Annotated in this window: 25 protein-coding genes; 22 read left to right on the top strand and 3 right to left on the bottom strand. The window is 69.2% G+C overall.

Translation table 11 applies throughout. The features are described from left to right. Positions 1-31: 31 nt before the first annotated feature. From AC07RV_RS09830 to AC07RV_RS09795, 8 genes are all read left to right on the top strand, one after another. Positions 32-1,384, top strand: a complete 1,353-nt coding sequence (locus AC07RV_RS09830; RefSeq protein ID WP_296782551.1) for an MATE family efflux transporter — start codon at positions 32-34, stop codon at positions 1,382-1,384. 68 nt (positions 1,385-1,452) lie between these two features. Further along, complete coding sequence (locus tag AC07RV_RS09825) at positions 1,453-2,322, top strand: AraC family transcriptional regulator (protein WP_296782553.1); 870 nt, start codon at positions 1,453-1,455, stop codon at positions 2,320-2,322. A gap of 37 nt (positions 2,323-2,359) precedes the next feature. After that, positions 2,360-2,974 carry a DUF938 domain-containing protein gene (locus AC07RV_RS09820; RefSeq protein WP_296782555.1) on the top strand — a complete coding sequence of 205 codons (615 nt, stop codon included), beginning with the start codon at positions 2,360-2,362 and terminating at the stop codon, positions 2,972-2,974. A 284-nt stretch (positions 2,975-3,258) separates the two neighbouring features. Next, positions 3,259-4,278 (top strand): patatin-like phospholipase family protein, encoded by a 1,020-nt coding sequence (locus AC07RV_RS09815; RefSeq protein WP_444813822.1) that lies wholly within the window; start codon positions 3,259-3,261, stop codon positions 4,276-4,278. A gap of 37 nt (positions 4,279-4,315) precedes the next feature. Next, positions 4,316-4,843: an RICIN domain-containing protein gene (locus tag AC07RV_RS09810; protein ID WP_143129113.1), complete on the top strand. Its 528-nt coding sequence runs from the start codon at positions 4,316-4,318 to the stop codon at positions 4,841-4,843. 126 nt (positions 4,844-4,969) lie between these two features. Next, complete coding sequence (locus AC07RV_RS09805; protein ID WP_296782558.1) at positions 4,970-5,374, top strand: nuclear transport factor 2 family protein; 405 nt, start codon at positions 4,970-4,972, stop codon at positions 5,372-5,374. Then, complete coding sequence (locus tag AC07RV_RS09800; RefSeq protein WP_296782561.1) at positions 5,371-5,952, top strand: TetR/AcrR family transcriptional regulator; 582 nt, start codon at positions 5,371-5,373, stop codon at positions 5,950-5,952. The genes AC07RV_RS09805 and AC07RV_RS09800 overlap by 4 nt, the downstream gene beginning before the upstream one ends. Positions 5,953-6,032: 80 nt before the next feature. Next, positions 6,033-6,503, top strand: a complete 471-nt coding sequence (locus AC07RV_RS09795; RefSeq protein WP_296782563.1) for a Rid family hydrolase — start codon at positions 6,033-6,035, stop codon at positions 6,501-6,503. On the opposite strand, the gene AC07RV_RS09790 is transcribed toward AC07RV_RS09795, so the two are convergent. Next, on the bottom strand, positions 6,469-7,014 hold the full coding sequence (locus AC07RV_RS09790) for a hypothetical protein (protein ID WP_296782565.1): 546 nt from the start codon (positions 7,012-7,014) through the stop codon (positions 6,469-6,471). The genes AC07RV_RS09795 and AC07RV_RS09790 overlap by 35 nt on opposite strands. Positions 7,015-7,102: 88 nt before the next feature. Between AC07RV_RS09790 and AC07RV_RS09785 the strand changes: the two genes are divergently transcribed. The 7 genes from AC07RV_RS09785 to AC07RV_RS09755 all read left to right on the top strand — a co-directional run bounded on the left by AC07RV_RS09785 (position 7,103) and on the right by AC07RV_RS09755 (position 12,937). Further along, complete coding sequence (locus AC07RV_RS09785) at positions 7,103-7,696, top strand: DUF4304 domain-containing protein (RefSeq protein ID WP_296782567.1); 594 nt, start codon at positions 7,103-7,105, stop codon at positions 7,694-7,696. A 139-nt stretch (positions 7,697-7,835) separates the two neighbouring features. Beyond that, complete coding sequence (locus AC07RV_RS09780; RefSeq protein WP_296782569.1) at positions 7,836-8,849, top strand: acyl-CoA dehydrogenase family protein; 1,014 nt, start codon at positions 7,836-7,838, stop codon at positions 8,847-8,849. Beyond that, on the top strand, positions 8,837-9,619 hold the full coding sequence (locus AC07RV_RS09775; protein WP_296782571.1) for a PIG-L deacetylase family protein: 783 nt from the start codon (positions 8,837-8,839) through the stop codon (positions 9,617-9,619). Before AC07RV_RS09780 ends, AC07RV_RS09775 begins: the two co-directional genes overlap by 13 nt. After that, positions 9,616-10,236, top strand: coding sequence for a class I SAM-dependent methyltransferase (locus tag AC07RV_RS09770; RefSeq protein WP_296782572.1), 621 nt, complete (start codon positions 9,616-9,618; stop codon positions 10,234-10,236). The genes AC07RV_RS09775 and AC07RV_RS09770 overlap by 4 nt, the downstream gene beginning before the upstream one ends. A gap of 183 nt (positions 10,237-10,419) precedes the next feature. Next, positions 10,420-10,728 (top strand): plasmid stabilization protein, encoded by a 309-nt coding sequence (locus AC07RV_RS09765; protein ID WP_296782573.1) that lies wholly within the window; start codon positions 10,420-10,422, stop codon positions 10,726-10,728. Positions 10,729-10,754: 26 nt separating this feature from the next. After that, positions 10,755-11,618 carry an NmrA family NAD(P)-binding protein gene (locus AC07RV_RS09760; protein WP_296782574.1) on the top strand — a complete coding sequence of 288 codons (864 nt, stop codon included), beginning with the start codon at positions 10,755-10,757 and terminating at the stop codon, positions 11,616-11,618. A 95-nt stretch (positions 11,619-11,713) separates the two neighbouring features. Beyond that, positions 11,714-12,937: an esterase-like activity of phytase family protein gene (locus tag AC07RV_RS09755; protein WP_296782575.1), complete on the top strand. Its 1,224-nt coding sequence runs from the start codon at positions 11,714-11,716 to the stop codon at positions 12,935-12,937. Positions 12,938-12,971: 34 nt separating this feature from the next. On the opposite strand, the gene AC07RV_RS09750 is transcribed toward AC07RV_RS09755, so the two are convergent. After that, positions 12,972-14,033, bottom strand: a complete 1,062-nt coding sequence (locus tag AC07RV_RS09750) for an aldo/keto reductase (RefSeq protein WP_296782576.1) — start codon at positions 14,031-14,033, stop codon at positions 12,972-12,974. 194 nt (positions 14,034-14,227) lie between these two features. On the opposite strand from AC07RV_RS09750, the gene AC07RV_RS09745 reads away from it, so the two are divergent. From AC07RV_RS09745 to AC07RV_RS09725, 5 genes are all read left to right on the top strand, one after another. Continuing rightward, entirely contained in the window at positions 14,228-15,220 is a 993-nt protein-coding gene (locus tag AC07RV_RS09745) for an AraC family transcriptional regulator (RefSeq protein WP_093341925.1), read from the top strand. Positions 15,221-15,336: 116 nt separating this feature from the next. Further along, complete coding sequence (locus AC07RV_RS09740) at positions 15,337-15,516, top strand: DUF3606 domain-containing protein (RefSeq protein ID WP_093341927.1); 180 nt, start codon at positions 15,337-15,339, stop codon at positions 15,514-15,516. Between the two features lie 29 nt (positions 15,517-15,545). Continuing rightward, the gene (locus tag AC07RV_RS09735) at positions 15,546-16,469 is read left to right on the top strand and encodes a cation diffusion facilitator family transporter (protein ID WP_296782579.1); all 924 of its coding nucleotides are present in this window, start codon (positions 15,546-15,548) and stop codon (positions 16,467-16,469) included. A 230-nt stretch (positions 16,470-16,699) separates the two neighbouring features. Continuing rightward, positions 16,700-17,065 (top strand): hypothetical protein, encoded by a 366-nt coding sequence (locus AC07RV_RS09730; RefSeq protein WP_296782581.1) that lies wholly within the window; start codon positions 16,700-16,702, stop codon positions 17,063-17,065. A gap of 614 nt (positions 17,066-17,679) precedes the next feature. Further along, positions 17,680-18,915 carry a class I SAM-dependent methyltransferase gene (locus AC07RV_RS09725; RefSeq protein ID WP_296782583.1) on the top strand — a complete coding sequence of 412 codons (1,236 nt, stop codon included), beginning with the start codon at positions 17,680-17,682 and terminating at the stop codon, positions 18,913-18,915. Between the two features lie 10 nt (positions 18,916-18,925). Here the strand turns inward: AC07RV_RS09725 and AC07RV_RS09720 are convergent, their stop codons facing one another. Continuing rightward, positions 18,926-19,327 (bottom strand): VOC family protein, encoded by a 402-nt coding sequence (locus AC07RV_RS09720; protein ID WP_296782585.1) that lies wholly within the window; start codon positions 19,325-19,327, stop codon positions 18,926-18,928. Positions 19,328-19,561: 234 nt separating this feature from the next. On the opposite strand from AC07RV_RS09720, the gene AC07RV_RS09715 reads away from it, so the two are divergent. Together AC07RV_RS09715 and AC07RV_RS09710 are read left to right on the top strand one after the other, a co-directional pair. Continuing rightward, the gene (locus tag AC07RV_RS09715; RefSeq protein ID WP_093342451.1) at positions 19,562-20,026 is read left to right on the top strand and encodes a (2Fe-2S)-binding protein; all 465 of its coding nucleotides are present in this window, start codon (positions 19,562-19,564) and stop codon (positions 20,024-20,026) included. A 7-nt stretch (positions 20,027-20,033) separates the two neighbouring features. Next, the gene (locus AC07RV_RS09710; protein WP_444813826.1) at positions 20,034-22,217 is read left to right on the top strand and encodes a xanthine dehydrogenase family protein molybdopterin-binding subunit; all 2,184 of its coding nucleotides are present in this window, start codon (positions 20,034-20,036) and stop codon (positions 22,215-22,217) included. Positions 22,218-22,226: the final 9 nt, after the last annotated feature.

Genomic DNA, 22,226 nt, shown 5'->3' with positions numbered 1-22,226 from the left:
GGGGCAGGGCGCGCGCTACGATCCGCCCCCCATGGAGTCCACTTCCACCCGCCCCCTCTGGCAACGCTTCCTGGTCTTCCTCGGCCCTCTGGTCCTGACCAACGTGCTGCAGGCGCTCGGCGGCACGGCCATCACCATCTACCTGGGCCGGCTGCTCGGCACGCGCTCGCTGGCCGCCGCGGTCAGCTTCTTTCCGCTCTTCATGTGCTGCATGGCCTTCGCGATCGGGCTGGGCACGGGCGCCTCGGTGCTCGTGGGCCAGGCCTGGGGTGCGCGCGACACGGACAAGGTGCGGCGCATCGCGGGCTCGGTGCTGCTGGGAACCTTGCTGCTGTCGTGCGTCATCGCGGGCATCGGCGCGGCGGGGATCGGCCCGGTGCTGCAGGCGCTGGGCACGCCGGGCGACGTGCTCGCCGATGCCGTGGGCTATGCGCGCGTGCTGTTCGCCGCGATGCCCGTGCTGTTCGTGCACCTGATGCTGGCGGCGCTGCTGCGCGGCCTGGGCGACACGGTGACGCCGCTCAAGGCGCTCGCCGTGGCGTCCTCGGTCTGGGTGCTGCTGACGCCGGCCTTCATCCTCGGCTGGCTCGGGCTGCCGCGGCTCGGCACCCAGAGCGCGGCCTGGGCCAGCATGACGGGCAACGCGCTGGCCGTGCTGTGGCTGGCCTGGCATCTGCATCGCAAAGACAGCTTGCTCGCACCCGCGAAGCTGCGTGAGCACCTGCGCTGGAACGCACCCGTGCTCGCGACGGTGGCGCGGCTCGGCGTGCCCACCGGGCTCTTCTTCATCACGAGTTCGCTGGCCGACGCGATGCTGCTGTCGCTGGTGAACCGCCATGGCCCCGGCGCGACGGCCGCCTGGGGCACGGTGGGCCAGGTGATGGCCTATGTGCAGTTCCCGGCGATGTCGATCGCCATCGCCGCCTCGGTGTTCGCGGCGCAGGCCATCGGTGCCGGCCGCCTGGACGAGATCGACCATGTGAAGCGCGTGGGCCTGTGGATGAACCTCGCGCTCACGGCCGGGCTGGCCGCGCTGGTGTCGCTGGCGGCGCCGCTCGCGGTGAGCCTGTTCAGCAACGACCCCGCCGTGATCGAGCTCGCGGCCTCGGTGCTGCGCATCACGGTCTGGGGCAGCGTGGCCTTCGGCATGGCGAGCGTGTTCACGAGCGTGATGCGGGCGGCCGGCACCGTGCGCGTGCCCACGGCGATCTCGCTGGGCTGCCTGGCCGTGCTGCTGTTCCCGCTGGCCTGGGTACTGCAGCAGGCGCTCGGCCTGCGCGGCATCTGGGTCGCCTATCCGCTGACCTACCTGGTGGCGCTGGGGCTGCAGGCGCTGTACTTCCACGGCGTGTGGAAGCGCAGGCCGATCCAGCGGCTGATCTAGCGAACGCGAAGGGCTGGACAGCAAGTTCGGTCAGGACGCGCCGCGCCCGCGTGGCCGATGATCGCGGCATGGACCGACCCACCCCCGACCTGATCGCCGAGCTCATCGCCTGGATCGAGGCGCGGCTCGACGACACGCTCACGCTCGATCGCATCGCGCAGCAGGCGGGACTGTCGCCGTATCACTTCTCGCGGCTCTTCACCGCACGCATGGGCCGCAGCGTGATGGCCTATGTGCGCGGCCGCCGGCTGGTGCGCGGCGCGCGCCGGCTCTGCGACGAGCCGGCGCTCAAGCTCGTCGAGCTCGCGCTCGATTGCGGCTTCGAGTCGCAGGAAGCATTCACCCGCGCGTTCAAGCGCATCTTCGGCGTGTCGCCCGGCCGCTTTCGCGCCGGCTTCGCGCTCACACCCATCGAAGGCCAATATCCCATGAACCTGCCCACCAGCACCTCCACCGCCGTGACCCGGCTGCCCGACCTCGTGCGCCTCGAGGCCTTCAGCATCGCCGGCCCGGCCCGGCGCTTCGACCAGGAGAGCCGCGCCGAGATTCCGCAACTGTGGTCCGCACTCATCGGCGCCTTGCCATTCAAGGGCCAGGAACCGAGCTGGGCCACCTATGGCGCGGTCTGGAGCGTCGACCGGGAGGAGGGCAGCTTCGACTACATGGCGGGCGTGGGCATTGCGCCCGGCAGCACCTTGCCCGCGGGCTTCAGCGAGAAGCGCATACCGGCCGCGACCTATGCGGTGTTCCGCATCACGCTCGACGGATCGGCGCTGCACCCGCAGGTGAAGAACGCGATGGCGACCATCTGGGGCCAGCTGATCCCGGCCTCGGGCCTCAAGCTGGCCGACAGTCCGGACTTCGAGCTCTACGACGGCAAGTTCGAACCCACGCGGCCCGGCGCGGTGATCGATTTCCACGTGCCGGTCGAGGGCTGATAGCCTCCGGCTCCCGCCCATTGCCACCGAGCACCGCATGTCCGATCTTTCCTTCAGCCCCGCCGCCGACCGCAACAAGCAACCGATCCTCGAGCGGCTGCGCGACCTCCTCGGCAACGGGGGCGCGGCGCTCGAGATCGCCTCGGGCACCGGCCAGCATGCCGAGTGGTTCGCGACGGCCTTGCCCGGATGGACCTGGCAGACCAGCGATGCCGATGCGCGTTCGCTGCCCGCGCTCGCGCGCCGCGTCGAGCAGGCCGGACTGCCCGGGCTGAAGTCGCCCGTGCTGCTCGACGTGCTGGATGCACCCTGGCCCTCGCAGGGCACGGCCTTCGCGCAGGCTTTCGATGCGATCTACTGCGCGAACATGCTGCATATCTCGCCATGGGCCACCTGTGCCGCGCTGATGCAGGGCGCGGCGCGGCATCTGCGGCCCGGGGGCGTGCTGGTCACCTACGGGCCTTACTTCGAGGAAGGCACGGTGCCGGCGCCGAGCAACCTCGCGTTCGACCAGAGTCTGCGCGAGCGCGACCCGGCCTGGGGCATCCGCCCGTTGAAGGACGTGGAAGCGCAGGCGCGCGATGCGGGGCTGCGCCTGCACGCGCGGCACGAGATGCCCGCGAACAATCTGCTGCTGGTGTTCGGGCATTGACGGTCACGATGCCGTCACATCGATCTGCCAATCAAAAGCTGCAATCTCAATTCCGGCGAATGCATTGCAATGCGATCATTCGCCATGTCGAATAGACCATCCAATTGATGCGGAATTATTTATTCCGCCATTGAACTTTCTTCTCGCAACGGATTGCCGTGGGTGCTAATCCATTGGGTTGTACAACATTCCAACTCAGCGGGAATCCACTCGTAGACGACGATTGACGGCGAAGAAGAGACTCCGCGTCCCATCTCGGGATATGTCCTAAAGGAGTCTTTCCAGTGGCAAAGAAATTCACCATCCTGGCTTTCGTGGGCGGCGGAATTCGCGGACTCATGTCGGTCACGATTCTCAAGCGACTGAAGGAATACAGGCCCGACCTGATTCGCGATGTCGACCTGATCGCAGGTTGCTCGACCGGCTCGATCATCACGAGCGAATTGCTGGCGGGCAAGACGCCCGAGGAGATCATCCATCTCTTCACGCACGGCGAGCTGAACTTCTACGACAACATGAACACCGATCCGACGGCGCCGGCCTATCCGATCAAGTCGGTGTACGAAACGCAGGACCTGCTGCACGGCGCCAAGAAGGTCGGCGACGAGACCCGGAAGAAGGTGCTGTTCGTGACCTTCAACGTGGGCGGTCTCGAACTGGTCGACGGCATCGTGGTCCCCAAGCCGTGGTCGCCCTGGATGGTCACCAACATGCTGACCGAGGCCGACCTGAAGGACGGCTTCGACGGCCATGTGAACTACCCCATCGCCAAGGCCGCGACCTCGAGCGGCTCGATGCCGGGCCAGCTCAACTCCTTCGAAGGCAATGTCGACGGCGCCTTCTTCAACCACGATCCCACGATGGCCGCGATCGCGCTGGCCGTGCACAGCGGCCACAAGCTCGAGGACATCTCGGCCATCACCATCGGCACCGGATTGATGCCCGACTGGGTCGCGCCCAACACCTACGAATGGGGCGCGCGCCAATGGATGGACGGCGTGCCGAATCCGTTCGAGAACACGACACCGTTCCTGATGAACCAGGAGCGGTCCTCGCCGATGCTCGACATGTGCCTCAACGGCACCTCGGACAACCTCATGCCGACCCTGGCCAAGCTGATGCTCGGGGACCGCTTCACCAACCTCAATCCGCGGCTGCCGTGCTTCATCCCCGAGAACTCCACGAGCCCGCAGGCCATCTCGCTGCTGGAAGACCACGGCAACAAGCTGGATCTCGAGACGGCCTACCAGCTCATCGACAAGTACTGGCCGGGCGGTTCGAGCGATCAGCCGCTCGAGCCCTGAACGCCGCCATTCCCACCCATTGCGAACAGGAGAAATGATGCCGATCACCGACCCGGGATTCATTGCACCCGATGCCTACTTCATCACGCCGGAACAGCCCTTCGTCATCGGCCAGTTCGGCAAGCCGAGCCTGGTCCTCGACGTCTACGGGAACAACCCCGCCCCGAACCGGCAGGTCATCGCCTATCCGCCGAACGATGGACCCAACCAGGCATGGCGCTTCATCCCCGCGGGCGCACCCGGCTGGTGGTACCTGCAGACGACCATGACCACCGGCTTCGTGCTCACCCTGGCCACCGAGCAGAACGTGGTGGTGGCGCCGATCTCCAAGGACGAGGACCAGCGCAAGAACCAACTCTGGTGCCTGATGCCCAGCGAAGTCCTCGGCTACTGGTTCATCCAGAGCAAGTCCGTGGTGAGCAACGAGCTCAATGCCAAGGTCATCGGTACCAGCAATGCGGCGGCGCCGACGATCCCCGACCCGATCGCCGTCGTGGTCGACGTGGACTATGCGAACTACACGCCGCTGGTCTGGTCGTTCAGGCCCATCCCCGTGACGGGCTGACGCGCCGCCCCTCGCGTGAGCGGGGGCATCGGCCGTCGATATTTGATCGATCGTTACAGTAAGCCCTAGAATCGATTCGAGGGGCCGGTGCGGGACCGGCCCCTTCTTTTTTGGGGGAACGCAGAGATGACCGACACCGCCGTGCGCGAAACCGTGGACACGCTGTTTCGCAGGATCCGCGAAGGCGCGGACGCGACCGAGATCGCGCGCCTGTTCAGCGAGGACATCGACTGGTTCATCGCGGGCGACACGGCAACCGTGCCATGGATCGGCCGCAAGAGCGGCCGGCATGGCGTGGCCGAGTTCTTCCGCCAGTTGCGCGAACACGTGGCGCCCGAGCGCTTCGCGATCGACGCCATCCTCGTGGGGCAGGGGCGTGCCGTGGTGCTCGGCGACCTGGCCACGCGCGTGAAGCGCACCGGCCGGCTGATCGAGACCGCCTTCGCCTTCGACATCGGCGTGCGCGACGGCCTGATCGTGCGCTATCACATGCTCGAGGACAGCTGGGCCGTGGCCGAGGCCACGCGATGAGCGGCCGGCCGCGCGGCTTCGACGACACCGCCGTGGTCGAGGCGGCGATGGACGTGTTCTGGTCGAACGGCTACGACGGCAGCTCGGCCGAGGCGCTGTGCCAGCAGACCGGCCTGGGCCGCGGCAGCCTCTACAACGCCTTCGGCAGCAAGCAGCAGCTCTACGAGCAGGCGCTGCTGCGCTACCAGGAGCTTGGCATCGAGGCGCAGACGCGCATCCTCAACGGACCCGGCAGCGCGAAGGAGCGGCTGCGCGGCCTGATGCTGTGGGGCATCGAGGGCGACCTCGATCCGCGGCAGCGGCGCGGCTGCATGGCGCTGCTCGCGGCGCTGGACCGGGCAGGCAAGGACCCGGCGGTGGCCGAGATCAGCCGCGTCTACGTGGTGCGGCTCGAACAGCTGCTGTGCCACCTGTTCGCGGTGGGGCAGCGCAACGGCGAGTTCGGCGGCGAGCGGCAGCCGCTGGAGATGGCGCGCGCCTTTCTCGCGAGCTACTACGGCCTGCGCATCCTCGGCCAGTCGATGCCCGATCGCGCCTTTCTCGAGGACGCGATGGAGGGGACGCTCGCGAGGCTTTGATGCCGGCTTGCGTTCATGACGGCGGGCCTTCGCGGTCCGCTTTTTTCGCCAAATTCTTGAACAATCATTCCATTGAAACGATGAACCCGATTTCCATCGACGGCATGCGCGAGATTCCCACGCGCACCGGCAAGGTCGTGATCCCCGACGCGCTCGCGGCGGATGTCGCGCAGTTCCACTACGCACCCGCGCGGCGCGCCGGCGATGTCGTCCATCTCTCGGGCATCGTGGCCTGCCAGCGCGGCCCCGGGGCGATGGACGAGGCCGGCTTCGAGGACGAGCTGCGCAGCGTCTTCCGCCAGATCGAGCGCCTGCTGCTCGCCTGCGACGCGCGGCTCGACGACGTGGTCGAGCTGCAGATGTTCCATGTCTTCGGCGGCGCGAAGCTGCGCCTGGACAAGGCCGGCCAGCTCGCGGCCATGGCGCGCGTGCGCGACGAGTTCTTCGCGGCGCCTTATCCCGCGGCGGTGGAACTGGCCGTCGCCGAGCTGAACCCCGAAGGGGGACTGGTCGAGATCAAGGCGACGGCCTTCGCGCCGCTCGGGCGCTGAGACCGGGGTCGGCCGCTTCGCGGTCGATCTCCGCGACCAGGGCGTGCAGCCAGCTGCGATGCGCCGCGAAGCTCGTCAGACCATCCTCGGCGGCTTCGCGCGACGCCAGGTAGCGATCGAGGAAGCGGAAGCCCACGGAGTCGGCGGCCTGTTGCAACGTCTCGATGGCGAGGTCGCATTCGTAGAGGAAGTCGAAGCGACTGGCCCAGAAGCCTTGCTCGGTGCGGGCCAGCACTTCGAAGGCGCCGGGGTCCTCGATGCTGAACTCGATGAACGCCAGGCCGTCGTGCTGGCGCCAGACGGCCGCGACGCGGCTGTCGCGGTCCCACAGCGGCACCAGCGCCGGGCCCTCGGGCACCGCGGCGCCGCGATAGGCATAAAAGGGCGGTCCGACGCAGCAGCCCCTGAAGGCCTCGTGCAGGCATTCGCCCGATACGAGCCGCTGCATGGCCTCGGACACGCCGAGCTCGCGCAAGGCCGCCATCCGTTGATCCTGTGCCACCACTGCCATCCGTCGTTCTCCTGAAACGCGGGGCGAGCATAGCGAACCCGATGGCGCGGTCAGAATGCGCCTTCCATCCACTCCGACCCCGAAGCCGATGACCACCCGTGCCGCCTTCCTCAAGCTGCTGACCCGCCAGCTCTATCCCGTGCTCCAGGCCGAAGGCTTCGAGGGCACGGGCCAGACCTTGCGACGCATCGAGGGCCCGGTGATCCACGTGTTCAACGTGCAGGGCGCGAGCGGCGGCAAGCAGTGCTACCTGAACCTCGGCGCGCACCTCGATTTCCTGCCGACCGAAGGCGGTGGCCAGGTCGCGCCGACGGAGATCGAGGAATCGCATTGCGTGTTCCGCGACCGCATGGACCCGCCGCCCGGACCGGCCTTCGGCTGGGCCTATGGCAGCTCGATGGCGGAAACCGAGGAGACGGTCGCGTTCATCGTGAGCGAATGGTCCGGGCCCGGACGCGCCTTCTTCGCGCGGCACGGCAGCTATCCGCAGGGCTTCGTGCAGATGCTGCGCGAGACCGATCCGACCGCGATCCACGCGCGCACGGCGCTGCACCTCGCGCGGATCGCGGTGCACCTGGGCGAGCGGTCGATCGCCCAGGCGCTGGTCGACACGGGCCTGGCGAAGGCGCCCGAGCGCGCCACCAGCCTGAAGGCGGATCTCGAGAAGGTGCTCGGGGACTGACTGATTGCGCCCGGTGGAGGGCGCGTCACCGCTGCTCCTACAAGGCCGGAGGCTGCCTGCCGACGGGACGGGGGACAGGCGCTGTCTATGGTCGCGTGAGTTCAACAGGCCCACACAGACACAGAGACGCCCACGATCCATGACGGAGGACCTCAGCAGCGACACCCTCGAGCGGCTTCGGCTTCCCGCCGATCCCGCGGCCGCACTGACCCGCCTCGTCGAAGCCGGCGCCGACCGCGTGCCCTGGCCCGCCCAGGGCCGCACGCTGATACGCTGGCGTGCGTTGGCCGAGGTCGCGGCACACGATCTCTCGCTGGCCAAGCTCTACGAAGGCCACACCGATGCGCTCGCGATCCTGGCCGAGCTGCATGGCCCGGCCGTGCCGCCCGGCTCGCGCTGGGGCACCTGGTGCGCCGAGCCGCCCGATGCGCGCGTCGCCATGCGGCCCGAGGAGGGCTGTCCCGGCGCCATGCGGCTCGACGGGCGCAAGGCCTGGTGCTCGGGTGCCGCGGGTCTCACGCATGCGATCGTCAGCGTTCACGACGAGGAGGGCCGTGCCTGCCTCGCGGCCGTGTCGCTCCGGCAGCCGGGCGTGCGCGTCTCGGACGAAGGCTGGGAGGCCGTCGGCATGGCGGCGAGCGCGAGCGTCGACGTGCATTTCGACCATGCGCTCGCGGTGCCGGTCGGCAGGCCGGGCGACTACGTGAGCCGGCCGGGCTTCTGGCAGGGCGGCGCGGGCATCGCGGCCTGCTGGTGGGGCGGCGCGCTCGGCATCTCGCGCCAGGTGCTCGCGCTCGCGGCACAAGGTGCCAAGCCCGACGCGCATCGGCTCGCGCACCTCGGTGCCATCGATGCCGCACTGGCCGGCGGCGCCGCGGTGCTGCAGCAGGCCGCGCACTGGATCGACACCCATCCGGCCGACGACGCCCGCCGCGTGGCCCTGAATGCGCGCCTCGTGGTGGAGCAGTCGGCCGAAACGGTGCTGCGCCACGCGGGCCGCGCGCTCGGCGCCGCGCCGCTGTGCCGCGATGCGCGCTTCGCGCGCGCGATGGCCGACCTGCCGGTGTACTTGCGCCAAAGCCATGCCGAGCGCGACCTGGCCGCGCTGGGGCAGATCGTTTTCGACCAAAGGAGTGCCGCATGGGCGCTGTGACGGACAAGGCACTCGACGACCCGGCCCGCCGTGCGATCCGCGGCGACGGCACCACCGAGGACGAATGGAACGACTGGCCCGGGCTGGCCCGGCTGCCCGCCATCGACGCGGAACAACTGGTGCCCGCGGGCGCCCGCGTCGTGGTCGTGGCGCCGCATCCCGACGACGAAGTGCTCGCGGTCGGCGGCCTGCTGGCGCAGCTCGCGCAGCAGGGCCGCGAGGTGGTGGTGATCGCCGTGACCGACGGCACCGCCAGCCATCGCGGATCGGCCGTGTGGCCGCCCGAGCGGCTGGCGCGCAACCGCCCGCGCGAAAGCCTGCGCGCGCTCGAGCGGCTGGGCCTGTCGATCGAGCCGGTGCGGCTCGAACTGCCCGACGGCGGGCTGCAGGCGATGCAGGCGATGCTGGCGGCGCAATTGGTGTCGCTGCTGCGGCCGCGCGACGTGGTCTTCACGACCTGGCGCCGCGATGGCCATCCCGACCACGAGGCCACGGGCCAGGCCTGCGCGCTGGCGGCCGCGAGCGCGGGCGCGCGGCTGGTCGAGGTGCCGGTCTGGGGCTGGCACTGGGCGCGTCCCGCGGATGCGCGCATGCCGTGGCGGCATGCACGGCGCCTGCTGCTCGACCCCGAGGCGCTGCGGCGCAAGCGCGACGCGGTGCGCGCCTTCACGAGCCAATTGCGGCGCGATCCATCGACCGGCGCGCCGCCGGTGCTGCGCGCCACCACGCTGGCGCGCGCGCAGCGGCCGTACGAAGTGGTCTTCCTGTGAGCAGCGACACGCACCGTCCGTACTTCGAAGCGCTCTACGCGGCCAGCGAGGATCCGTACGCGCTGCGCGCGCGCTGGTACGAGGCGCGCAAACGCGCGGTGCTGCTCGCCGCATTGCCGCGGCCGCGCTACCGGGACGCGTTCGAGCCCGGCTGCGGCATCGGCGAACTCACGCTGGAACTGGCACCGCGCTGCGACCGGCTGCTCGCGAGCGATTTCTCGCCGCAGGCGGTGGCGACCGCGCGGCGGCGCACGGCCGGGCTCGGCCACGTGGAGGTGCGGCAGCAGACGTTGCCCGAGGACTGGCCGCTCGAGCCGCAGCCGGGCCCCGGCCGTTTCGACCTGATCGTGCTCAGCGAGATCGGCTACTTTCTGGACCGCGAGGCCATGGACCGCGTGGCCGCCTGCTGCGAACGCACGCTGGACGCCGACGGCACGCTGGTGGCCTGCGACTGGCGCCCCGACTTCGCGCAGCGCAGCCTCTCGACCGCCGACGTGCACGGCGCACTGGCCGCGCTCGGCCTGGCGCGCCTGGTGCTGCACGAGGAGGACGACTTCGTGTTGCAGGTATGGGCACGCGACGCGCGCTCGGTCGCCCAGCGCGAAGGCATCCGCTGATTGCACCGCCTTCGCGCGCGGACGGGCGCCTGAACCACCGCCTTCTGCCACACACCTCGATGCATCCCTGTGGCGTCGCCGACGACGGACAGCACTGACGCAGGCCGCTTGGCTTTTCTTACCCGGGGTGCACGCGGCGCGCGCAGCATGGTTTTCATCTTCATCCACACAGGAGCGATGACCATGCCAAGAGGCGACAAGTCGTCCTACACGGACAAGCAGAAACGCAAGGCCGAACACATCGAAGACGGCTACGAGAAAAGCGGTGTCGGCAAGGGCGAGGCCGAGCGCCGTGCCTGGGCCACCGTCAATGCCGAGACCGGCGGCGGCAAGAAGAGCGGCTCGGGCCGCGGCAAGGCCGAGAACCATGCGCCGTCGCGCAAGGGTGGCCACAAGGGCGGTGCCGCGGCGGCGAGCCGGCCCGCGGCCGCGCGGTCGGCTTCGGCGCGCAAGGCCGCGGCCACGCGCAAGCGCAACGAACAGCGCGGTTGAGCGCAAGCACACTCACGGAGACACCCATGCACATCATCCTCGGAGCCACCGGCCACGTGGGCTCGGCCCTGGCCGAAGCCCTGCTGGCCAAGGGCCAGCCCGTCACCGTCATCACGCGCCAGGCCGCGAAGACCGAGGCGCTGCGCAAGAAGGGCGCCAAGGTCGCGGTGGTCGACGTGTTCGACGTCGCCGCGTTCCAGCGCGTGCTGGCCGGCGGCAAGCGCCTGTTCCTGCTGAACCCGCCCGCGGCACCCTCGACCGACACCGCGGCCGAGGAACGGCGCAGCCTGCGCAGCATCCTGCGCGCGGTGGAGGGCGCCAACCTCGAGAAGATCGTGGCCGAATCGGCCTATGGCGCGCAGCCCGGCGAGCGCATCGGCGACCTCGGCGTGCTCTACGAGATGGAGCAGGCGCTCGCGGCCCAGCCGGTTCCCACCGCCGTGATCCGCGCGGCCTACTACATGAGCAACTGGGACCTGTCGCTGCAGACGGCGCAGCAGCAGGGCGTGGTCCACACCATGTACCCGGTCGACTTCGCGCTGCCGATGGTGGCGCCGCGCGACCTGGGCCAGTTCGCGGCCCGGCTGATGGAAGGGCCGGCCAAGGATTCGGGCCCGCACCACGTGGAAGGGCCCGAGGCCTATACCAGCGCGGACGTGGCCGAGGCCTTCGCGCTGGCGCTGAACAAGACGGTGCGCGCGGTCCAGACGCCGCGCAGCCAGTGGGAGCATGCGTTCAAGGCGATGGGTTTCTCGGACGCGGGCGCGGCCTCGTATGCGGCGATGACGCGCGTCACGCTCGAGAAGAAGTACGAGGTCGAGAACCCCGATCGCGGGCGCGTCTCGCTGCGCGAATACATCGCGGCGCTGGTGCGCCGGAACACGGGCTGAGCGGGGCGCTCCTGTTGTCGCGGGCGGCGCGGCTTCACCGAACCGTCATCTGCCGTCCCTAGCATCCGGCGCTTCGCCCACTCGCGCAGCGCCCGATGCCTTCCTTCGCACCTCCCTTCAAGCCCGCCGCTCTTCGTCTTCTGGCAGCGGCGCTCTGCGCGGCCACGGTCCTGACCGCCTGCGGCGGGGGTGGCGACGGCGCCGTGTTCCTCCCGGTGGCACCGGCGCCCGCGCCCGCGGCGCCACCACCCGCGCCGGCGCCCGCACCCGAGCGCAGCGTGCAGAGCGTGCGGCTGATCGGCGAACAGGTGCTGGCCAACGACCTGAAGATCGACGGCGTGCAGGTCGGCGGGCTCTCGGCGGTCGATTACGACCCGGCCACCAGGCTCTGGTACTTTCTCAGCGACGACCGCACCTCGTCGCGCTTCCACACGGCTGAACTCGACTACGACGGCCAGCGCTTTTCCTCGGTGCGCTTCCGCTCGACGATCGCGCTCAAGGACATGAACGGCAAGGTCTACCCCAGCCCCGATCCGGCGCCGGGTGGCACCGCGGCCGATCCCGAATCGTTCCGCATCGATCCGCAAGGTGGCGGCCTCTGGTGGGGGAGCGAGGGCGATCGCGCCAAGGGCCTCGATCCCTTCGTCGCGCGCATGGCCATCGATGGCGTGGCCAACCTGATCCTGCCGGCGCCCGCGATGTTCAGGATGTCGCCGACGCAGGAGAAGGGCTCGCGCAACAACGCGACCTACGAGGCGCTGAGCTTCTCGGCCGACGGCAAGAGCCTGTGGGTCGGCATGGAAGCGCCGATCTACGAGGACGGCCCCTTGCCCACGCCCACGAGCGGCGCGGTCTCGCGCTTCACGCAGTTCGATCGCGCGGGCGCGGTGCTGCGCCAGGTGGCCTATCCGATCGATGCGATCCCCAAGGCGCCCACCGGCCCGAACGCCGACAACGGCGTGTCGGAGATGCTCGCGATCAACGACCACCAGTTCCTCGTGATCGAGCGCGCGGGCGTTCAAGCGGCCGACGGCAACTACAGCAACTACATCCGCCTCTACGAGATCGAGACCGAGGGCGCCACCGACGTGCGCGGCCTCGCCAGCCTCGTGGGCGCCGACTACAAGCCGGTGCGCAAGCGCCTGGTGCTCGACCTCAACACGCTGGGGCTGGCCAAGCTCGACAACATCGAGGGCATCGCCTGGGGACCGAAACTGCCCAACGGCAACGACACGCTGGTGCTGGTGTCGGACAACAACTTCAACACCGCGAGCCAGATCACGCAGCTGCTGGCCTTCGAGGTGCAGCCGAAGAAGTAGGGCAGGGCCGCCGCTCGGCGGCCCTTTCGTCGGCTCAGCCGCGCGACAGCGAATCCGCCACGCGCTGGCGCCGCACGCCGCCCTGGCGCTCGAGCATCCAGCCCGGGTACTCGGCCGGCAGCGCGCTGACCTTGTCGAGCCGCGCGAGCTCGTCGGCATCGAGCTGGATGGCGGTGGCGGCGATGTTGTCGTCGAGCTGGTCGACGCGCTTGGCGCCGATGATCACGCTGGTCACCGCCGGCTGGTGCAGCAGCCAGGCCAGCGCGATCTGCGCCACCGAGACCTTGCGCGCCTCGGCCAGTTCGCGCATGACGTCGATGCAGTCGAAGGCGCGTTCCTTGTCGACCGGCGGGAAGTCGAACGCGATGCGGCGGCTGCCCTGTTCGGCCTGCTGCGCCTCGCCCGCGCGGCTGTACTTGCCGCTGAGGAAGCCGCCGGCCAGCGGGCTCCAGACCATCAGGCCGACCTCCTCGCTGCGCAGCATCGGCACCAGTTCGCGCTCGAGGTCGCGGCCCGCGATGGTGTAGTAGGCCTGCAGCGATTCGAAGCGCGCCAGGCCCTTGCGCTCGGCGATGCCCAGCGCCTTGACGATCTGCCAGGCGGCCCAGTTCGACACGCCGACGTAGCGCACGTGGCCGTGGCGCACCAGGGTGTCGAGCGCCTCCACGGTTTCCTCGATCCGCGTGGCGGGGTCGAAGCCGTGGATCTGGTAGAGGTCGATGTGGTCGAGCTGCAGCCGCTGCAGGCTGGCCTTCACGCCGTCCATGATGTGGTAACGCGAGGCGCCGGCCGAGTTGACGCCCTTGCTGCCAGTTTCGCCGAGCACCTTGGTCGCCACCACCACCTTGTCGCGCGGCACCTTGAGGTTCTTGAGCGCCTGGCCCGTGATGACTTCCGACTGGCCTTCGGAATAGACGTCGGCGGTGTCGATGAAGTTGATGCCGGCGTCGAGCGCGCGGCCGACCAGCGCCTCGGCGTCGGATTGCTGGAGATCGCCGATCTGGCCCCAGATGCCCGAGGACCCGCCGAAGGTCATGGTGCCGAGGCAGAGTTCGGAGACGAAGAGGCCGGTGCGGCCGAATTTGCGGTATTGCATCGAAAGAATTCCTTTGCGTTGGGAAGCCCGGAGGGCTGCGAAAAGTATCCGGCCAGGCACCTGCCCGGGGCCAGCGCGTTCCTGCAAAGGTCTTGCCTAATTCTCCAGACCGGTGGCCGCGGGCGCGCGCTGGCGCCAGGGCAGGTTTAAGCTTCGAGCCGCTTGTTTCTCCACCGTGACAAGGACCCCGCCACATGTCCGACGAAACCCCCGACATCCTTTCCGCCATCGGCACGCCGCTGCCGCTCGAACCCGAACTCGACGAAGCCCGCAAGGAGCTGGTGCGCCTGATCAACCTGGTGACCGGCGGCCGCGACGGCTCCGTCGACACCGCGGTGCCCGGCCTGTTCGTCTACTGCGTCAGCAAGCCCGACGGTCCCAAGCACGCGATGCAGACGCCGGCGCTGGGCCTGATCGCGCAGGGTTCCAAGCGGATCATGGTGGGCGACGACATCTACGTGTACGACCCGATGCACTACCTGGTGACCTCGGTCGACCTGCCGGTGTGCGGCCAGGTGCGCGTGACCAGCGAGCAGGAGCCCTACCTGGGCCTGCGGCTCGAGCTCGCGGTCGACGAGATCGGCGAGCTGATCCGCAACGAGCAGCTGCCGGCCAAGGCCAATGCGCCGGCCTCGCGCGGCATGTACGTCAACCGCATCGCGATGCCGGTGCTCGAGCCGGTGCTGCGGCTGCTGCGCCTGCTGGAAACGCCGGAGGACGTGCCGATCATGGCGCCGCTGATCAAGCGCGAGATCATGTACCGGCTGCTGGTGAACGGCGAGGGCGCGCGGCTGCGGCAGATCGCGCTGCAGGACAGCCACACCCAGCGCGTGGCCAAGGCGATCAGCGCGCTGCGCGTGAACTTCGCGCAGTCGCTGAAGGTGGAGGACATGGCGCGCGCCGTGCACATGAGCGTGTCCTCGTTCCACCATCACTTCAAGGCCGTGACCGCGATGAGCCCGCTGCAGTACCAGAAGCAGCTGCGCCTGCAGGAGGCCCGGCGGCTGATGCTGCTGACCGGCGCCGACGTGGCGACGGCCGCGCACGACGTGGGCTACGAGAGCCCCTCGCAGTTCGCGCGCGAGTACGGCCGCATGTTCGGCGCGCCGCCGCTGCGCGACAAGCGGCGCTGGCTCGGGGAAGCGGGCAACGACGCGCTCGGGGCGGCTTCGCGCGAGGCCGCCTGAGCTTCTTGCGTGCGCCGCGCGCATGGATGCCGTCCTGCACGCGCTGTCGTCCGCGTCCGGCCTGGTGGCGCCGCGCGCTCGCGACACTGCGTGGCTTCAACGCAGGAGAACGCCCGATGTCCGAAGACCTTCAGATCCGCATCCCCAGGGACGATGACCGGATCGACGTGACCGATCTCAAGGAAGTCGACTACTGGACCGAATGGTTCGGCGTGTCGGAAGAACGGCTTCGCACCGCCGTCGCCTCGGCCGGCACCCAGCGGGACGACCTGCGCATCTATCTCGGCCTGCCCTGATCCGCCCGGCGTACGGCCACGCCCAGCCCATGGCCGAATCCCGCATCGCCATCTACGGCGCGATCGGCGCCAACATCGCCATCGCGATCACGAAGTTCGTCGTGGCCGGCATCACCGGCAGTTCGGCGATGCTGTCCGAGGGCATCCATTCGTCGGTCGACACCTTCAACGGCGTATTGCTGCTGGTCGGCCTGCGCCTGAGCAAGCGCCCGGCGAGCGTGGAGCACCCGTTCGGCCACGGCAAGGAGCTCTACTTCTGGAGCCTGATCGTCGCGGTGCTGATCTTCGGGCTCGGCGGTGGCGTGTCCTTCTATGAAGGCATCGAGCACATCCGCCATCCCGAGCCGCTGCGCGATCCGACCTGGAACTACGTGGTGCTCGCGGCCGCGGCGGTGTTCGAGGGCACGAGCTTCCTGATCGCGCTGCGGCAGTTCCGCGCCCAGGCCGGCGGCACGCCGTTCTGGCAGGCGCTCGACCGCAGCAAGGACCCGACCACCTACACCGTGCTGGCCGAGGATTCGGCCGCGCTGGCCGGCCTCGCGGTCGCGGCGCTGGGCATCTACCTCGGGCACCGCTTCGACATGCCGGTGTTCGATGGCGCGGCCTCGATGGTGATCGGCCTGCTGCTCGCGGGCGTGGCGCTGCTGCTGATCGCCCAGTCGCGCGGCCTGCTGATCGGGGAGGGCGTGCGGCCCGAGACGGCACGCGCGATCCGCGAGCTGGCGATGGCCCAGCCCAGCGTAGAGGAGGTGGGCCGGGTGCTGTCGATGTACATCGGACCCGACCAGGTGCTCGCCATCGTCGACGTCAATTTCAAGGACGACACCGACACCGGCGAAGCCGCCGCGGCCATCGCCGCGATCGAGCGGCAGGTGCGCGCGCGCTTTCCGATGATCAAGCGGCTGTTCATCGAGGCCAGCGACGCGCCGCCCGAGCCGGCGCTGCATTCCTGATCGCGGACGCCACCGCCGCGCGGAACACGCTGGCGCGACAGCGTGGTGACAGCCCCGTACAGGGTCCCGGATCGACTGGCAACCCCTCGCAATGACGGAAACAATTGCTTGCATTCACTTGTAAAGAATGGTTTCATTCTGTTCAGAAATAAGGGAGCCAACTGAGCAGCGAGAAGGGAGTCAACGTGAACCATCACGGGTCGACGCTTCGAAACCTGGCACCTCGGGCAATGCTTGCCCTGTGCCTTCTGCCGCTGGCGGCCACGGCCGCCGACGGGACCATCCACTTCACCGGAGCGATCGTCGGCGCACCTTACGAGATGCGCGTCGACGCGAGACCGGGCGCGCTCGTTCACCGCGTGACGAGCCACGCCACGGAGATCCGTTTCCTGCGCCAGGAGATCGATCCGCCCAGCGCCAGCGTGCGGGTCGATACGCTCGGCGAACAGCCGCTGGCCATCGCGTTCATCGACGCGCGGGGGCGCACGACACCGCTCGCGCCAAGCAGCGAGCGGTCGATCGGGCAGGACGGTGGGGTGTTGTCGATGGCGGCGCAGGCGGCCGCCGTCGCGCTCGTGACCGTGCGCTACGACTGAGCTTCTCTCGGCGGTCGAGAGAGTTTCGAACGATCCCCGGCGCGAGGGCCGGGTGAAGAAGTGCGCGCCCCGCGGGCGCGCCTGTTCAGGCGATGGTCAGGGCCGACCGATTACCGTCGCTCGACGGCTTCGCGGCTCGCGCGCGCAGCCACGGCGGAGTTCACCGAGTTTTCAGAGGCCATGCGCCTGCCGCCGCACAGCGTGCACTGGTAGTGGCGCAGCCACGGGAGCCAGCGCATCCAGGCGCGACGCGGTATGCGTTCGAGATGGGCGAGCCCGCAGGAACACTTGGAAGACGAAATAGCCATCTGCATTGGGATTGGAGGTTGGTTTGCATCCGAGCTTTTTCCCTAGCCGAGGCTCTGTGGCCTGTGCGCAGCTTCGTTACGATTCCCGCAATTATTCTTTGTAAATAGTGCATTTGTATTACAGATTGTCAGATTTCTGAATACTGTAGTTTTCCCGCACGTTGCCGCCGGACCCACGGCTTCCCGTCAGATTCCAACGCTAAGTCGTGTCGCCATCAGGTCGAGCACGGCATGTCCCTGCACATCCGAAGGAATCTCGCTATCGTGCTTTCCCGAATCGCAAGCAACACCAACACGGAGAAATGCATGCTTTGGGAAAAGAAGGTCGAACAGTGGAGCGCGGCCGTCCGCGCACGTGCCAATCTGCCCGCGCGGCTGACCTTGTGGGACGGCAAGTCGTACGACTTCGGAGACTTCAGCGGCCCCGCCGTCACCCTGCACGTGAAGTCGCCCTCGGCGCTGTCGCTGATGCTCGAGCCGACGCTGGCCAACCTCGGCGAGGCCTACGTGCAGAGCAAGATCGACATCGAGGGCAAGCTCAGCGACATCATCGACATCGCCTACGCGCTCGCGAAGAGCTCGCTCGACAGCGGCACCGGCGCCGGTGCCAGCGCGCTCAAGAGCATGGCGCGCTACTTCACGCACACCAAGGCGTCGGACCGCAAGTCGATCCAATACCACTACGACGTCTCGAACGCCTTCTACCAACTCTGGCTCGACCCGAACATGGTCTATTCGTGCGCCTACTTCGAGAACGGCGACGAGGACCTCGAGACCGCGCAGCTCAAGAAGATCGATCACATCCTCACCAAGATCCAGCTGCAGCCGGGCCAGACCCTGCTCGACATCGGCTGCGGCTGGGGCGCGCTCGTGATCCGCGCGGCGCAGAAGTTCGGCGCGCGCTGCGTGGGCGTGACCCTGTCGCAGAACCAGTTCGACCTCGCGACCGAGCGCGTGAAGGCCGCGGGCCTGGCCGACCGCATCGAGATCCGGCTGCAGGACTACCGCGACGTGGGCGGGCAGTTCGACCGGATCACCAGCGTCGGCATGTTCGAGCACGTGGGCCGCAAGAACCTGCCCGAGTACTTCCAGCGCGTGCGCGAGCTGCTGGCCGATGACGGCGTGGTGATGAACCACGGCATCACCTCGTCCGACCCCGAGGGCGGCGGCGTCTCGTACGGCGGCGGCGACTTCATCGACCGCTACGTGTTCCCGAACGGCGAGTTGCCGCACATCGGCCTGGCGCTGCAAGCCATGCAGCAGGGCGGCCTCGAGGCCTTCGACATCGAGAACCTGCGCCGCCACTACGCGCGCACGCTGCGGCTGTGGAGCGACGCCTACGAGGCGCACACCGAGCAGGTGCGCGCCATGGTCGACGAGGAGAAATTCCGCATCTGGCGCGTGTACCTCGCGGGCTGCGCCTATGCGTTCGAGAACGACGACGTGGCGATCTACCAGATCGTGGGCCGCAAGGCCGGCCGCGCCGCGAAGACGCTGCCCTGGTCGCGGCGCTACATGTACGCCGGCGCGGTCGCGGCCTGAGCCGGCCGCATCAGCCCGCGCCGCGGCAGCCGGCCTCGACGTTGTTGCCGTCGGGGTCGAGCACGTAGGCGCCGTAGTAGTGCATCTCGGCCGGCCCGCGCGGGCCGGGGAAACCGTTGTCGATGCCGCCGGCCTGCAGCGCCGCGCGGTGGAAGGCATCGACCTCCTGCGGCGTCTTCGCCGAGAGCGCGAGATGGATCGGGCTGGCCGACACCTGATGCGCGTCGGTCCAGAAGGCCGGCTGGTCGGTGCCGATCCAGACGAAGGGCACCGTCTGCTCGGTGCTGCGCACGAGCAGGAACGAATGGGCGCTGTTGTCGAGGGTCTGCAGGCCGAGCGCGCCCGCGACCGCGTCGTAGAAGCGGCGCGCGGCGCGCAGGTCGCGCACCCTGAAGCCGATGTGGTCGAACATGGTGATCCTTTCCTGGCGGTCTGTGGATGGTCGACGCCCGATCGGCGCCCGGGAACGGCCGCGCCGCGCATCGTGCGGCCGGACATCGCCTACGCACGATGTCTCGAAAGGAGGCTTGCGCGTCCTGCAGGAATTCGCGCGGCGTGACATCCTCCGGTCGGCCTGCCTGCGTGCCGCACCGCCGGGTGCGTTGCGAGGGCAGCGAACCACTCCCACGACAAGGACACGAACAACATGAAAGTCAATGGAATCGAACGCCCGCTCGACGTCGACGGTGACACGCCGGTGCTCTGGGCCTTGCGCGACGTGCTCGGAATGACCGGTACCAAGTTCGGCTGCGGCATGGGCCTGTGCGGCGCCTGCACCATCCATGTCGACGGCGCGCCCACGCGGGCCTGCCTCACGACCGTGGAATCGGTGGGCAAGGCGAACGTGAGCACCATCGAGTCGCTCGCCGCCACGCGCGTGGGCCGCGCGCTGCAGAAGGCCTGGCTCGACCTCGACGTGGTCCAGTGCGGCTACTGCCAATCGGGCCAGCTGATGTCGGCCACCGCGCTGCTGAGCAAGAACACGGCGCCGAGCGACGAGGAGATCGATGCCGCGATGAGCGGCAACGTCTGTCGATGCGGCACCTATGTGCGCATCCGCACGGGCATCAAGGAAGCGGCACGCGCGCTCTCCGGAAAGGCGGTGGCCTGAGATGCTGATCGATCGACTGACGGAACACGCGCCGGTGGCTTCGCCCGCGCTGTCGCGCCGCGGCTTCCTGAGCATCGGCGCCGCGCTCGGCGGCGGCCTGCTGATCGGCGTGGGCCTGGGCGCCGTGCCCGAGGCGGCAGAGGCCGCCTCGGCCGGCACGCCGTCCTGGACACCCAATGCCTTCGTGAAGATCGCACCCGATGGCCGCGTGACCGTGACCATGGGCTACATCGAGATGGGGCAGGGCACCTACACCAGCGTGCCGATGCTGATCGCCGAGGAGCTGGAGGTCGACCTGGCCGCGGTGCGCGTCGAGCATGCGCCGCCCGACGACAAGCTCTATGGCAATCCCCTGCTGGGCTTCCAGGTGACCGGTGGCTCGACCACCATCCGCGCCGCCTACGAGCCGCTGCGGCGTGCCGGCGCCACCGCGCGCACGGTGCTCGTGCAGGCCGCGGCGCAACGCTGGAAGGTCGCGCCCGACAGCTGCAAGGCGGCCCGCGGCGAGGTCGTGCATGCGGCCAGTGGCCGGCGCCTGAAGTACGGCGCGCTGGTCGCCGATGCCGCGAAGCTGCCGCTGCCCGAGAAGGTGGCGCTCAAGGCGCCGGCCGATTTCCGGCTGATCGGCACGCCCGCGAAGCGGCTCGACTCGCCGGCCAAGGTCGACGGCAGCGCGCTCTACGGCATCGATGCCAAGGTGCCGGGCATGAAGGTCGCCACGCTCGCGCAGTCGCCGGTGTTCGGCGGCCGCCTGCGCAGCGTGGACGACAGCAAGGCGAAGGCGGTGCGCGGCGTGCGCCAGATCGTGCGGCTCGACGACTGCGTGGCGGTGGTGGCCGACCACATGGGCGCGGCGAAGAAGGGCCTGGCGGCGCTCGCGATCGAATGGGACGGCGGCGCCAACGCGGGCATCGATTCGGCGGCGATCGTCGAATCGATGAAGCAGGCTTCGCTGCAGACCGGTGCGGTGGCGCGCAACGAGGGCGACAACGCGGCGGCGATGACCGGCGCGGCGCAGCGCCTCGAGGCCGTGTACGAGGTGCCGTTCCTGGTTCATGCGGCGATGGAACCGCTGAACTGCACGGTGCATGTGCGGTCCGACGGCTGCGAGCTGTGGGTCGGCACCCAGGTGATCACGCGCGCGCGTGCCGCGGCGGCGGCCGCATCGGGCCTGCCGGTGGAGAAGGTCACGGTGCACAACCACCTGCTGGGCGGCGGTTTCGGTCGCCGGCTCGAGGTCGACAGCATCACGCGCGCGGTGCAGATCGCCAAGCAGGTCGACGGCCCGGTCAAGGTGGTGTGGACGCGCGAGGAGGACACGCAGCACGACATGTACCGGCCGTACTTCTACGACCGCGTGAGCGCGGGCCTCGATGCGCAGGGCCGGCCGGTGGCCTGGCGCCATCGCATCACGGGCTCGTCGATCCTCAAGCGCTGGCTGCCGCCGGCCTACAACAACGGCTTCGATCCCGAGACCATCGACGGCGCCGAGAAGCCGCCCTATGCGCTGCCGAACATCCGCATCGAGTACGTGAACCACGAGCCGCCGGTGCCCACCGCGTTCTGGCGCGGCGTGGGACCGACGCACAACGTGTTCGTGGTCGAGAGCTTCATCGACGAGCTCGCGCATGCGGCCAAGGCCGATCCGGTGGACTACCGGCGCGCGCTGCTGGGCGCCAACCCGCGCGCCAAGGCCGTGCTCGAGCTCGCGGCGCAGAAGGCCGGCTGGGGCACGCCGCTGCCGCCGCAGCGCGGGCGCGGCGTGTCGCTGCAGTTCGCCTTCGGCACCTTCATGGCGCTGGTGGCCGAGGTCGAGGTGCCGAAGGATGGCGGCGAGCCGGTGGTCAGGCGCGTGGTGTGCGCGCTCGACACCGGCGTGGTCGTCAACCCCGACACGGTGCAGGCCCAGGTGCAGAGCGGCGTGATCTTCGGCATCTCGGGCGCGCTGTGGGGCGAGGCGACGGTGAAGGACGGGCGCATCGAGCAGTCGAACTTCCACGACGTGCGGCCGCTGCGCATCAACGAGACGCCGGCGATCGAGACCCACATCGTGGCCAGCGGCGAAGCGCCCGGCGGCATGGGCGAGCCCGGCACCTCGGGCATCGCGCCCGCGATCACCAATGCGATCTTCGCGGTGACCGGCAAGCGCGTGCGCAAGCTGCCGGTGTCGCGCGGGCTGACGAGCGCTTGAGCCGAAACG

It is taken from the genome of Variovorax sp. GW821-FHT09B01 (assembly GCF_059418345.1).
This window is presented reverse-complemented; position numbering and strand designations above follow the sequence as displayed.